This window comes from Salipiger mangrovisoli (genome assembly GCF_015223355.1).
GTDB lineage: Bacteria > Pseudomonadota > Alphaproteobacteria > Rhodobacterales > Rhodobacteraceae > Salipiger > Salipiger mangrovisoli.
Genome location: NZ_JADFFK010000013.1, coordinates 119,273 through 131,309, shown reverse-complemented (window position 1 = coordinate 131,309; position 12,037 = coordinate 119,273). Strand labels below are relative to the sequence as shown.

The following is a 12,037-nucleotide window of genomic DNA, read 5'->3' as shown; positions in this document are numbered from 1 at the left end:
TCAGGCGGCGTAGAGCCGCGGCGCGAAGATCCGGCCGAGGCCGGTGTCCCGCAGCGACTTGGCAGCGGCGAGGGCGGCGAGATCGGCCAGCGGCTCGATCAGCAGCACTAGCATGTAGGCACCGCCGAAGGTCAGCACCGCGCCGAAGGTCTCGGCGGAAACGCCCTGTCCGTAGAACACCCAGAAGGCGACCCAGGCGACAACGCCCGCCTGGAAGACACCGGAGAGCTTCAGCACGTCGGCATAGCTCAGATCGACATAGGCCGTGCCCTCGGGCACCACCCGCCGCGCGAGGGCGGCTGTCGCGAAGAGCGGCACCAGGAGCGTGGTGACGTTGACGAAATACATCGGCAGGTCGGTGGGCGCGAAGAACAGCCCCTGCACCAGCAGCCCGAGCGCCAGCCCCATGGCGGCGGGGGCGGTGCCGAGCAGCAGGAAGAGCGTCGAGCCGAGGATGAAGTGCACCTCCGAGACGCCGACGGGGAAGTGCGGCAGCACCTCGAAGAAGACGAAGGTGCCGACGGCGGCCAGCAGCGTGCGGGCGGTGACCGAGATCACCGAGCTGCGCGCGACGTCCTGCGCGGTGAGTTTTGCGGCATAGCCTGTGGAGGCTGCCGCGGTGACGGCCGCGAAGGCCATTTTTGCGCCGTCGACGACGCCGGGTTCGATATGCATGGTAGGTCCTTTTCGTGGGGCTGCCCCTCCGGCAGCGATGGGCCCTTGCGGGCGGTAAAGGCGGGTCGCATGGCAGGTCTCCTGACTCGCGCGTCATCGCGCCTCGGCCCTTCCCGGCATGCCTGCCAGTGGCTTTTCCTCGGCGCTCGTCGCTTACAGTTGCGGGGGCAGTCCGGGCCTCTCACCCGGTTCCCTTTCGTCCCTTGCAGGACACCATGCGGGGTGGCTCAGGGCCGGGTGGTTGTGTGGGTCGGCACCTCCTCTCCTGGGACGTCGCGGCGGGCGGCGGGTTCCTCCGCCGCGATGAGGTGAAAGAAGGTCCCCGTCACCCGGCCACGGCGCGAGCCGGTCTCGGCCACCGGGGAGCCGTCGGCATCCGTGACCTCGGCCAGCGGCGGGTCGGGCTGTTCGAGGATGGTGGAATAGTGGAACTCGTGGCCGCGCAGCGCGGTGCCCTCGGCATAACCGGCCATTGGGGCGCGCAGCGTGGCGCTGCGGTAGCCGAGGTGGAAGCGGCGGGTCTCGTAGCTGGTGACCAGTCCCAGCAGCCCGGCCATCCGGTGGCGCGCGCCCTGCTTGTCGATCAGGGCATCGCCAAGCGCCATGTAGCCGCCGCACTCGCCATGCACCGGCTTGGTCTCGGCGTGGCGCCGCAGCCCGGCGCGGAAGGTCTCGGCGGCGGCAAGGCGACCGGCGTGCAGCTCGGGGTAGCCGCCGGGCAGCCAGACGAGATCGGCCTCGGGCGCGGGTGCCTCGTCGGCCAGCGGCGAGAAGGGCAGGATCTCGGCCCCCGCCGCGCGCCAGCCTTCGACGAGATGCGGGTAGGTGAAGGAAAAGGCCGCATCCCGCGCCAGCGCGATGCGCTGCGCCGGCGGGCGGGGCAGGGACGGAGGATCCTGCGGCAGCGCCTTGCCCGCGGCGGCGGCGCGCAGCGCGCCGAGATCGACATGCGCGCGCAGAAACTCGGCATAGCCCGCGATGGCCGCCTCGAGGTCCGGGTGTTCGATCGCCTGGATGAGCCCGAGATGGCGTTCCGGCAGGGTCAGATCGCCGCGCCGGGGCAGAACGCCGAGCACCGGCAGCCCCGCGCGCTCCATGCCAAGCCGGGTGAGCCGTTCGTGCCGGGGGGAGGCGACGCGGTTCAGGATGACCCCGGCGAAGGGCAGCTCGGGCATGTACTGGCGGAACCCCAGCGCCGTGGCGGCGGCCGATTGCGCCTGACCGCCCACGTCGAGCACCAGCACCACCGGCCAGCCCATCGCCCGTGCCGTCTCGGCGCTGCTGCCGAAGCCTTGCTGGCCGCGCGTCGCGACCCCGTCGTAGAGGCCCATCGAGCCCTCGGCGAGGCAGATCTCCGCCCCGGCTGCCTGCGCCGCGATGGCCCGCCAGAGCTCGGGACCCATCGCCCAGCCGTCGAGGTTGAAGCTCGGTCGTCCGCAGGCCGCGAGGTGGAAGGCCGGATCGATGTAGTCGGGGCCGGACTTGAAAGGCTGCACCGCCAGACCCTCCTCGGCCAGCGCCCGCAGCAGGCCGAGCATCACCGTGGTCTTGCCGGTGCCCGAGGAGGGCGCCGAGACCAGAAGGCCGGGAACCTCAGCCATCGCTCCGGGCCTCCGCCTCTGGAGTCCAGCCGGACCACGGGCTCTCGGCGCTCTGCGGGCGGTAGCGGCGGTCGTAACCCGCCGCGTAGAGGCAGCTTTCGTCGAAGCCTTCCGCCGCCAGAGCCGGGCCAACGAGGATCAGCGCCGTGCGGCTGATGCCCGCGCCGACCTTGCCTTCGATGTCGGTGAGCGTGCCGCGCAGGATCACCTCGTCGGGCCAGCTGGCGCGGTAGACCACGGCCACCGGGCAGTCCGGCCCGTAGGCGGGCACGAGGTCGCTGACCACCCCCGCGATGTTCTGGATCGACAGGTGGATCGCCAGTGTCGCACCGGTGGCGGCGAAATTGGCGAGCGTTTCGCCCTCGGGCATCGAGCTGGCGCGACCCGGCGTCCGGGTCAGCACCACGGATTGCGCGAGGCCGGGCAGCGTCAGCTCGGCACCGAGCGCGGCGGCGGCGGCGGCGAAGGCGGGCACGCCGGGGGTGACCGAGACGGGGATGCCGAGCGCCTTGAGCCGGCGCAACTGCTCGCCCATTGCCGACCAGACCGAAAGATCCCCCGAATGCAGCCGCGCCACGTCCTGACCCGCCTCATGCGCCCTGCGGATCACGGCGATGATCTGCTCGAGGTCCAGCGGCGCGGTGTTCACCACCCGCGCGCCGGGTGGGCAATGGGCAAGGATGGCCTCCGGCACCAGCGAGCCCGCGTAGAGGCAGACCGGGCAGCTCGCGATGAGGTCGCGGCCGCGGAGGGTCAGCAGGTCCGGTGCGCCGGGTCCGGCGCCAATGAAGTGAACGGTCATGGGATTGATCCTTCTGCCAGCGCGCAGCTGGCCATGCGGTCGGAGGAGATCGCGCGCGGCCCGAGCAGCCGTGCTCCGGGTCCCGCGGCAGCGAGGGCGGCGGCCTCGGCAAGCGAGCCGGTGCCGCGTTCGGCGCGCACGCGGGGCGACCGCGTGACGGTGTCCTGCGCCGCAAGCTCTGAGGCCGGGACGGCCCGGATGGGCAGCTCGAGCGCCTGCGCCAGTTCGAGGAAGACGGCGGCTTCGACCTTGTCCTCGGCCGAGGCAAGCAGGCGCGCGGCGCGGCCGGCACGCGCCCGGTCGTAGGCATCGCGCAGGCTGTCGATCGCTGCGCCTTGCCGGAATCCGAACCCCGCCGCGATCATGTGACATGGCTCCACTGCACGATCGGGAAGGACGATTTCCAGCCGCGCCGTGTCCCGATGGGGACGGTGGCGGACAGCTCGATGCGCAGGAGATCGCCGCCAAGCCGGGCCTGCGCGGCGGTGAGCAGCGCCTCGGAGTCCAGCGTCACCGCATTGGCGACGAGCCGCGTGCCGGAGGGCAGATGCGCCTCGAGCCAGTCGAGCAGCGCCTGAGAAAGGCCGCCGCCGATGAATACGGCGTCGGGGCGCTCCAGCCGCGCCAGGGCCTCGGGGGCCTTGCCCTCGACGACCCGCAGACGGCCGGTGCCGAGACGCGCGGCATTTCCGGCGATGCGGGCGGCGCGCTCTGCACGGGGCTCGATCGTCGTGGCGGTGAGCGTGGCATCGCAGAGCAGCCACTCGATGCCGATCGAGCCCGAGCCGCCGCCGATGTCCCAGAGGTGTTCGAAGGGGCGGGGAGCCAGCGCCGACAGGGTGAGCGCGCGCATCGGGCGCTTGGTGATCTGCCCGTCGTTGTCGAACCAGCCATCCGGGCGGCCGCTGGCGAGCGGCAGCACCGTGCCCTCTCCGGCGACGGCGAGGGCGACGCAGACCGGGTGCGCGAAGGCGTGGTCGGCAAGGCCGTCTGCGCGCGCCTCGGTCAGGCGTTCGCGCGGGCCGCCGAGGGCCTCCATCACGGTCAGATCGGAGGTGCCGAAGCCTTCGGCCACAAGATAGTCCGCCAGCGCCTGCACCGCGTCGGCATCACGCAGCAGCACGATCATCCGCCGCCCCGGCGCGAGATGCGGGCGCAGTTGCGCCAGCGGCGCGGCATGCAGGCCAAAGCAGCCGGTGTGCTCCAGCGGCCAACCCATGCGCGCCGCGGCGAGACCAAAGCTCGACCGGCCGGGATAGGCCCGCCATTCGCCGCGCCCGAGCTGCCGCGCCAGAACGGCACCCGCGCCGAACCAGAAGGGATCGCCCGAGGCGAGCACCACCACCGGCCGCCCTCGCAGAGCCGAGAGCTGCGGGATCCCCTCGGCGAAGGGCACCGGCCAAGCGATGCGCCGCGCCGGCACCTCGGGGAGCAGGGAGAGGTGCCGCGCCGGACCCATGACGATTTCCGCCGCCCCAAGCGCGGCACGGCTTGCGGCGCAGAGCCCGTCCGGGCCATCTTCGCCGAGGCCGATGACGGTCAGCCACGGATTTTTCGTCAAGGGAGCCTCAGGCATGGATGCGAACCTGCTCGTTCTGGGCGGCACCACCGAAGCGTCGCAGCTCTGCCGGGCGCTGGCGCGGGCGGGGGTGCGGGGCACCGTGTCGCTGGCGGGGCGCGTCGCCACGCCGGTACCGCAGGCGCTGCCGCTGCGCATCGGCGGCTTCGGCGGGAGCGCGGGGTTGGCGAAATATCTCAGGGCCGAGGGGATCACCCATGTGGTCGACGCGACGCATCCTTTCGCGGCGCGGATGAGCGCCAATGCCGTCGCGGCCTGCGGGCAGTCCGGCGTGCCGCTGCTGGCGCTGACCCGCGCGCCGTGGCAGCAGATCGCAGGCGACCACTGGACCCGCGTTGCGGACATCGCCGGGGCGGTCGCGGCGCTTGGCGGCGTACCCCGGCGCGTGATGCTGGCCGTGGGCCGCCTGCATCTGCCCGATTTCGCCGTCGAGGCGCAGCACTTCTACCTGCTCCGCCTTGTCGATCCGCCCGCGGAGCCGCTGGCGTTCCCGGATCACCACGTGATTGTCGAGCGCGGGCCCTTCACGCTTGAGGGGGACATGGCCCTGATGCGCCAGCACGGCATCGACCTCGTGGTCTCGAAGAACTCGGGCGGTACCGGAGCCTTCGCGAAGATCGTGGCGGCGCGCAGGCTGGGGCTGCCGGTGATCATGATCGACCGGCCGCATATCCCGGCGCGCCGCGAGGCGCATGGGGTGGATGAGGTCTTGCGCTGGCTGGGTCATGCGACGGCCGACCTTGGGGTGTAGACAAACGGCGCGCCCGCACGCGCGATGACCCGCGTGGTCGATGCGCCGACGATCACCACAGTGCGCATATCGGCCATTTCCGGAAGGCAGCGATCCAGCGGCACCACGCGGACCTCCTCGTCGGGGGTCGAGACGGCGCGGGCGAAGATCACCGGCCGGTCATCGCCGCAGGTCTGCTGCAACAGCCGCAGCGCCCGGGCGAACCCCTCGGGCCGGGCCTTCGAGCGGGGGTTGTAGAACGCCATGGCGAAATCGGCCTCGGCGGCGAGGCGCAGGCGCTTCTCGATGAGCGCCCAGGGCTTGAGGTTGTCGCTGAGGTTGATGGCGCAGAAGTCATGCCCGAGCGGCGCGCCGACACGGGCGGCGGCAGCGAGCATGGCGGTGATGCCGGGCAGCACGCGGATGTCGAGCTCGCGCCACGCGGGGGGGCCTGACTCGACCGCCTCGAAGACCGCCGCCGCCATGGCGAAGACGCCGGGATCGCCGGAGGAGACAACGACGACGGAGCGGCCCTCGCAGGCCATCTCCAGCGCGTGGCGGGCGCGGTCCAGTTCCACCCGGTTGTCGCTGGGGTGCAGCGTCAGCCCGCGACGCGGCGCGACGCGGGCGACGTAGGGAATGTAGCCGACGACGTCCGTGGCCTCGGCGAGGACCGCGCTGACCTCGGGGGTGACCAGCGCTTCGCTGCCGGGGCCGAGTCCGGCGATGACAAGCCTTCCGCTCATGGCCGCCGCCCCTGCCCGTGCACCAGCACGATGGAGAAATAGGGGGTCACCTTTCCCTCGGCCTCGGCAAGCCGCTGCACCCGCTGCTCGGGCATGGCGGCATATTCCACCAGCCAGGCATCGTCATAGCGTCCGGCGGAGCGCAGGGCGCGGCGGATTTTCTCGATGTTGCGGCCGATCTTCATGACCACCAGCGCATCGGCGTTGCGCATCTGCTGAACCAGCGTGTCCTCGGGCAGGGTCCCCATGAGCGTGCTCATCACGTCGTCGCCCCAGGTGATCGGCAGGCCGGTGGCGCACCAGGCGGCGGCCATGCCGGGGATCGCGGGCACCACCTGCAAGGGCGCGTGGCCCTCGAGCCGGGTGAAGAGGTGCATGAAGGAGCCGTAGAAGAAGGGATCGCCCTCTGCGAGCACCACCACATCGTGCCCCGCGTCGGAAAGCGTTCGCAGCCGCGCGGTGCAGCGCGCGTAGAACTCCGAAAGCCGCGCGTTGTAGCGCGGGTCGCTGAGCGCGATCTCGGTGGTCACAGGGTATTCCATCGCGATCTCGACCACGTCCGGGCGCAGCATTCCCTCGACGATGCGCCGCGCCTGTCCCGGCCGGCCTGCCTTGCGGAAGAAGGCGACGTGGCGCGCCGTGCGCAACAGCCGGTCGGCACGCACCGACATCAGCTCGGGATCGCCCGGCCCGAGGCCGACGCCCCAGATCGTGCCCTGCACCTGCTGGTGGTCCGCCGCGCGGATCTCCTCCTGGGCGTTCATTCGGCGCGGCTCGCGAGGGCGTTGATCGCGGCGACGGTGATCGCGCTGCCGCCGAGGCGACCCTCGACGATGGCGCAGGGCACCGGCTGCGCCTGCCAGAGCGCCGCCTTGCTTTCCATTGCGCCGACGAAGCCGACGGGGCATCCGATGATCGCGGCGGGGCGCGGGCAGGCCGGATCCTCGAGCATGTTCAACAGGTGGAAAAGCGCGGTCGGGGCATTGCCGATCGCCACCAGCGCGCCCTGCAAATGCGGCCGCCACAGCTCCAGCGCCGCTGCCGAGCGGGTGTTGCCCATGCCGAGCGCCATTGCGGGCACCGAGGGATCATGCAGCGTGCAGAGCACCGGGTTCTGCGCCGGGAGGCGCGAGCGGGTGACGCCCTCGGAGACCATGCGCGCGTCGCAAAGGACCGGCGCGCCCTGCGCCAGCGCGCTGCGGGCGGCCTGTGCGAAACCAGGAGAAAAGCGGATATGCCGCTCGAGACCGATCATCCCGGCGGCATGGATCATCCGCACCGCGATCGGCTCCTCGTCGGGGGTGAACCGTGCAAGCTCGGCCTCGGCGCGGATCGTCGCGAAGCTTTGCCGATAGATGGCCGCGCCATCCTTTTCGTAGTCATAGGGCATCAGGGCATCCCCGGAAGAAGGGTGGGAAGATCGTCAAGTTGCGCGGGCGTAAGACCGGTCCGGCTTGGCAGGTCCGAGGGCGCGCCGTTCTCGACAAGATCGAAGGCGCCGTTCCGTCCGACCAGCGTGAGGCGCGCAGCGCGCGGCAAGGCGCAGCCCTTGGCGCAGCCCGAGACGTGCAGGCCGCCGTCCACCCTGGGCGCGAGCCGGGTCGCGAGCGCGCGGGTCGCCACCGTGGCCTGCGGGCAGAACGGCGCGCCGGGGCAGGCATGGACGCCGAGCAGCGGGCTGTCGGGCGTGGTCACGAAACCGGGCACCGGCGTGTCACCGCGCCCGCCGAGCAGGCAGAAGAGCCGTCCCGTCATGAGCCGCATCGCGCGCGCCCCGCTGGCGCGGAGAAGCGCGGAGAGGGCGGCGGCCTCGATCGTGCCGAAGGGCACGCCGATCAAGCGGTCGGCTTCGACGGCACCGGGGACGAGGGCGGGACCGGCGCTGCGCGGCAAGACCTGTTGCCAGACGCCGGGCACCGCGGCCCGCGGCAGGTGCCGCGCCATGCGTCCGGCGGCAGGCCCGCCCGAGGCAATGAACCATGCGGCCAGATCTGCCAGCGCGTCCATCGCGTCGGCCTCCGCGACCGGGCGACCCCTTGCCGCGCTGTCGGGGCGCAGCATCAGCTCCCCGGTCTGCGCCAGCTCGAAGCGGAAGTCGGCAGAGTCCGCGGCCAAATGCGCCCGCGGCCCGGTGTCGAGCGCGATCCCCATCTTGCCCGGCAGATGCGGCAGGGCGGGCAGCGTCTTCAGCAGCGCGGCATGCAGCCGGTCGGTCAGGTCGCCGTCCCGCCAGCCTAGCGGCATGAGGATGTTGCGTCGCGCTTCAAGGTCGGGGTCGGCATCGATCAGGCCAAGCGCGCCGAGCCTTTCGAAAAGCGGCGGGAAGGCCGTCTCGCGCACCCCGCGAAGTTGCAGGTTGGCGCGGGAGGTCAGCTCGAGCATGCCATTGCCATAGGTCTCTGCGAGCGCGCAGAGCGCTTGGCCCTGCGCGGCGGGCAGCTCTGCCCGGAACGGGCGCAGGCGCACCACCAACCCGTCGCCCGAACGCATCGGACGGTGCGCGCCGGGGCACCAGCCCCGGACGGTTGGCGCGCTCATGGCCGCTCCTCCAGCGCCGCGATCACCGAGTTCCGCCGGCTGGTCCATAGTCCGGCCTCGTGCAGCGCGCGGAAGCGCGCGGACATGGCGGCATGGGCAGCGGGATTGGCGGCGCGCAGAAAGCGCTCGGTCTCGGGGTCACCCAGCGTCGCCGCGTGGTAGAGGTCGAACAGATGCCCGCCGACCACCCCCGCCAGATGCGCGAAGGCGGCCATGTGCTCGAGGGTCGCCGCGATCTCGGCGGCACCGCGCAGGCCATGCCGCCGCATCCCCGCGATCCACCGCGGATTGGCGGCGCGGGCCTGGACCACGCGGGCGATCTCTTCCGAGAGGGCGCGGGCACGGGGGCGCGCGGGGTCGGTACTGTCGAGGTGGTAGAGCGCCGCCCGCCCGCCGACAAGCGCCTGCGCCGCCGCGAAGCCCGCCTCATGCGCGGCGTAATCCGCGGCGAGCAGCAGGTCGGTCTCGGGCAGATCCTGCGGGTGCACGAAGGCGTCGGCCTGCGCCACCCGTGCCCGGATCCCGGCCTCGTCGCGGGCTGCCCCTGCGCCGCTCAGCGCCCAGGACGAGGCGGCGAGCCAGGCTTCTCCCGCGGCGCGGCGGCTGGCCTCGTCGAGCTCATCGGGTGCGACCGCCATGCCAAGGCCGAAACTGCCCGGCGCCGGGCCGTAGACCCGCGCACCCGGCACTGTCCCGGCATAGGGGTTCCACTCAGGCGCCTCGTCGCGCTTTGCCAGTGCGGCAACGGCCTCGGTGAACAGCGCCGCGAGCGCCGGGAAGACGTCGCGGAAGAGACCCGAGACCCGCAGCGTCACGTCGATGCGCGGGCGCTCCAGCTCGGCGATGGGCAGGATCTCGAATCCGCAAACCCGCCCCGACTCCGGGTCCCAGCGCGGCCGGATGCCGATGAGATGCAGCGCCATCGCGAATTCCTCGCCGGCGGTGCGCATGGTGGCCGAGCCCCAGAGGTCGACGACCAACCCGCGCGGCCAGTCGCCGCTGTCCTGGAGATGGCGGCGCACCAGCGCCTCGGCCAGCGCAGCACCCTGCGCGAAAGCGGCGCGGGTGGGCACGGCGCGCGGGTCGGTGGTGTAGAGATTGCGTCCGCTCGGCAGCACGTCGCGCCGGCCGCGCCAGGGCGAGCCCGATGGCCCCGCCTCGATCCGTCTCCCATCGAGCGCGGCGACGAGAGCGGCGCGCTCGGCCTGGGCCGAGGCGGCGATCTCTGGCGCGTCGGTGCCTTGCGGGGTGCGGCCCCAGACGTGCAGCCCCTCGCCGAAGCGGCTGTCCTTGATATCGCAGACAAAGCGGTCGATGCGCGGGATTGCCTCGGCGGCGGAACAGGCGGCATCCAGCCCGAGGTCGGAGTCCAGCCCGCGCGCCCGTGCCTCGGCGCGGATCTCGGCCTGCAACCGGTCGCGGCGGCGGGGGTCGAGCCCGTCCGCCGTCGAGAACTCGTCGAGCAGCGCCTCAAGATGCGCCAGCCCGTCGGGGGTCTCGCTGTCGCGGAGCGGCGGTGGAAGATGTCCCAGGGTCAGGGCCCCGATCCGCCGCTTTGCCTGCGCCGCCTCACCGGGGTCGTTGACGATGAACGGGTAGAGCACCGGCAGCGCGCCGGTCAGAACCTGCGGCCAGCAGGCGTCGGACAGGGCCACGGCCTTGCCGGGCAGCCATTCGAGTGTGCCATGCGCCCCGACATGGATCAGCGCGTCCACATGGTGCTGCAGCCACAGGTAGACAGCGACATAGGAATGGCGCGGCACACGCGCGAGGTCGTGGTACTCGGGCCCGCGGGCGGCCGCCAACCCGCGTTCCGGTTGCAGCGCGATGAGCGCGGTGCCCTGGAAGAACGCCGCGACGTGAAAGGCGCCGTCCTGGCAGAGCGGGTCCGACTCCGCTGCACCCCAGGTGTCGGCAAGCTGGTTCCGCAGCGCCCGCGGCAGGCGCGCGAGGTCCTGCGCATATTCCGCCAGGGGCAGCGCCAGGCGGCGCTGCTGCAGCGCCGGGCCCAGATCGGACGCCGGGCTCGGCACCGCGTATCCCGCCGCGCGCAGGTCCTCGAGAATGGCCCGCGCCGAGGCCGGCGCGTCGAGCCCGACCGCATGGCCGAGGTTCCAGGTCTTGCCGGGATAGGTCGAGAGCATCAGCGCGACGCGGCGCTCGGCGGCGGGTTTGGCGGTGAGCCGGAGCCATCCCATGACGCGCGCCACCGCCCGCGCGATCCCCGGCGCATGAGGGGCATGCAGGTTGCGGGCAAACTGCAGGTCGGGATCACGCGCGCCCGGCTGCTTGAACGAGACGACGCCGGCGAACAGCCGCCCATCAACCTCGGGAAGCACCACATGCATGGCAAGGTCGGCGGGCGAGAGCCCGCGCTCGGCCTCGGCCCAGGCCGCTTCTGTCGAGGTCGCCAGCGCCACCTGGAAGACCGGCACCCCCGCCGCGTCGAGCGGCGCGCCGCGCGCCCCGCGCGCGCTGAACGCGGTGGCATTCACGATGGCGTCGGGGGCGATGCCGGCCACTGCAGCGCGCAGCGTCGCCGCCGCGGCCGGTGCTTTCAGCGAGGGCGCGAAGAGCCCGACCACGTCGCAGCCCTCGGCGCGGAAGCTGTCGAAGAGCGCCGTGATGGGGGCCATGTCGGCCGCCACCAGATAGGCACGGTAGAAGACCAGGAGGATCCGCCTGGCCTTCTTCTCTTGCCAAATACGCCGGGGAGCGCGAGGGGCAGCGCCCCTCGCTTCCAGAAGCGGCGCGTCGTCGCCGAGGACGTCCGGCGCTTGGGAGGGGTCGAGCGCCTCGGCGCCGGTCTCGGGCGTCCAGAGCCCGATCTCGGGCAGGGTCTGCGCGGCGCATACGGGGGCGGCGGTCAGCCCCGAGGCGAGCGCCAGCTGCGACAGCGCGGCCTGCGCGGCACGGGTGCCGCCCGCGTCGCAGAGCTGGGCAAGGCGGCGCAGGGTCGAAATCGGCAGGGTCGAAACCGCGTCGAGCTGCGGGTCCGGCCGCCCGTCGCCGGGCAGCACCGCAAGGGCCATCCCCCGGCGCTGCGCCAACGCCTGCAGCTGCGACAGCCCGTAGTCCCAATAGGACCGGCCGCCGATCAGCCGCACGAGAATACCTTTCGCCCCCTCCAGTGTCCGCTCGGCGTAGGTGTCGACCGACAGCGGGTGGCGCAGCTGTGCAAGGTTGGCGAGCCGCAGCGACGGCAGGTCGCCCGCGCGCCCGCCGCCCTGGTGCCAGGCTTCCGCAAAGGCCCCGAGGTCGCTGTCCGAGAAGGACAGCACCACCAGATCCGCCGGATCCTGGTTCAGGTCCACCGGGGTCTCGAGGCCCTCGAGGCCGTGGCTTTCGCGGAAGACGACGTGCATG

Annotated in this window: 11 protein-coding genes and 1 riboswitch; of the genes, 1 reads left to right on the top strand and 10 read right to left on the bottom strand. The window is 72.5% G+C overall.

Features of this window, described 5'->3' with window-relative positions:
• The 5 genes from IQ782_RS17520 to cbiE all read right to left on the bottom strand — a co-directional run bounded on the left by IQ782_RS17520 (nt 1) and on the right by cbiE (nt 4,639).
• Nucleotides 1-675 carry an energy-coupling factor ABC transporter permease gene (locus IQ782_RS17520; protein WP_194135961.1) on the bottom strand — a complete coding sequence of 225 codons (675 nt, stop codon included), beginning with the start codon at nt 673-675 and terminating at the stop codon, nt 1-3.
• Between the two features lie 54 nt (nt 676-729).
• Nucleotides 730-908: riboswitch (cobalamin riboswitch) on the bottom strand.
• On the bottom strand, nt 903-2,276 hold the full coding sequence (locus IQ782_RS17515) for a cobyrinic acid a,c-diamide synthase CobB (protein ID WP_194135960.1): 1,374 nt from the start codon (nt 2,274-2,276) through the stop codon (nt 903-905). (Overlaps the previous riboswitch by 6 nt.)
• Nucleotides 2,269-3,078 carry a precorrin-4 C(11)-methyltransferase gene (cobM, locus tag IQ782_RS17510; RefSeq protein WP_194135959.1) on the bottom strand — a complete coding sequence of 270 codons (810 nt, stop codon included), beginning with the start codon at nt 3,076-3,078 and terminating at the stop codon, nt 2,269-2,271. Before cobM ends, IQ782_RS17515 begins: the two co-directional genes overlap by 8 nt.
• Nucleotides 3,075-3,443: a cobalamin biosynthesis protein gene (locus IQ782_RS17505; protein WP_194135958.1), complete on the bottom strand. Its 369-nt coding sequence runs from the start codon at nt 3,441-3,443 to the stop codon at nt 3,075-3,077. The genes cobM and IQ782_RS17505 overlap by 4 nt, the downstream gene beginning before the upstream one ends.
• Nucleotides 3,440-4,639: a precorrin-6y C5,15-methyltransferase (decarboxylating) subunit CbiE gene (gene cbiE, locus IQ782_RS17500; protein WP_194135957.1), complete on the bottom strand. Its 1,200-nt coding sequence runs from the start codon at nt 4,637-4,639 to the stop codon at nt 3,440-3,442. The genes IQ782_RS17505 and cbiE overlap by 4 nt, the downstream gene beginning before the upstream one ends.
• Nucleotides 4,640-4,652: 13 nt before the next feature.
• Between cbiE and IQ782_RS17495 the strand changes: the two genes are divergently transcribed.
• On the top strand, nt 4,653-5,408 hold the full coding sequence (locus IQ782_RS17495; protein ID WP_194135956.1) for a cobalt-precorrin-6A reductase: 756 nt from the start codon (nt 4,653-4,655) through the stop codon (nt 5,406-5,408).
• Here IQ782_RS17495 and cobJ read toward each other — a convergent pair.
• From cobJ to cobN, 5 genes are read right to left on the bottom strand one after another with little or no spacing between them, the layout of a single operon-like run.
• Entirely contained in the window at nt 5,381-6,133 is a 753-nt protein-coding gene (gene cobJ / locus IQ782_RS17490; protein WP_194135955.1) for a precorrin-3B C(17)-methyltransferase, read from the bottom strand. The two genes, IQ782_RS17495 and cobJ, sit on opposite strands and share 28 nt — an antisense overlap.
• Nucleotides 6,130-6,897 (bottom strand): precorrin-2 C(20)-methyltransferase, encoded by a 768-nt coding sequence (gene cobI, locus IQ782_RS17485; RefSeq protein ID WP_194135954.1) that lies wholly within the window; start codon nt 6,895-6,897, stop codon nt 6,130-6,132. Before cobI ends, cobJ begins: the two co-directional genes overlap by 4 nt.
• The gene (locus tag IQ782_RS17480) at nt 6,894-7,523 is read right to left on the bottom strand and encodes a precorrin-8X methylmutase (RefSeq protein WP_194135953.1); all 630 of its coding nucleotides are present in this window, start codon (nt 7,521-7,523) and stop codon (nt 6,894-6,896) included. Before IQ782_RS17480 ends, cobI begins: the two co-directional genes overlap by 4 nt.
• A complete protein-coding gene (locus IQ782_RS17475) occupies nt 7,523-8,671 on the bottom strand; it encodes a cobalamin biosynthesis protein CobG (protein WP_194135952.1) in 1,149 nt (382 codons plus the stop codon). Before IQ782_RS17475 ends, IQ782_RS17480 begins: the two co-directional genes overlap by 1 nt.
• Nucleotides 8,668-12,036: a cobaltochelatase subunit CobN gene (cobN, locus tag IQ782_RS17470; RefSeq protein WP_194135951.1), complete on the bottom strand. Its 3,369-nt coding sequence runs from the start codon at nt 12,034-12,036 to the stop codon at nt 8,668-8,670. The genes IQ782_RS17475 and cobN overlap by 4 nt, the downstream gene beginning before the upstream one ends.
• Nucleotide 12,037: the final 1 nt, after the last annotated feature.

Bases quoted from the DNA above. Each gene is read 5' to 3' on its own strand.
- IQ782_RS17520 (WP_194135961.1), bottom strand. From the start codon at position 675: ATGCATATCGAACCCGGCGTCGTCGACGGCGCAAAAATGGCCTTCGCG.
- IQ782_RS17515 (WP_194135960.1), bottom strand. From the start codon at position 2,276: ATGGCTGAGGTTCCCGGCCTTCTGGTCTCGGCGCCCTCCTCGGGCACC.
- cobM (WP_194135959.1), bottom strand. From the start codon at position 3,078: ATGACCGTTCACTTCATTGGCGCCGGACCCGGCGCACCGGACCTGCTG.
- IQ782_RS17505 (WP_194135958.1), bottom strand. From the start codon at position 3,443: ATGATCGCGGCGGGGTTCGGATTCCGGCAAGGCGCAGCGATCGACAGC.
- IQ782_RS17495 (WP_194135956.1), top strand. From the start codon at position 4,653: ATGGATGCGAACCTGCTCGTTCTGGGCGGCACCACCGAAGCGTCGCAG.
- cobJ (WP_194135955.1), bottom strand. From the start codon at position 6,133: ATGAGCGGAAGGCTTGTCATCGCCGGACTCGGCCCCGGCAGCGAAGCG.
- cobI (WP_194135954.1), bottom strand. From the start codon at position 6,897: ATGAACGCCCAGGAGGAGATCCGCGCGGCGGACCACCAGCAGGTGCAG.
- IQ782_RS17480 (WP_194135953.1), bottom strand. From the start codon at position 7,523: ATGCCCTATGACTACGAAAAGGATGGCGCGGCCATCTATCGGCAAAGC.
- IQ782_RS17475 (WP_194135952.1), bottom strand. From the start codon at position 8,671: ATGAGCGCGCCAACCGTCCGGGGCTGGTGCCCCGGCGCGCACCGTCCG.
- cobN (WP_194135951.1), bottom strand. From the start codon at position 12,036: ATGCACGTCGTCTTCCGCGAAAGCCACGGCCTCGAGGGCCTCGAGACC.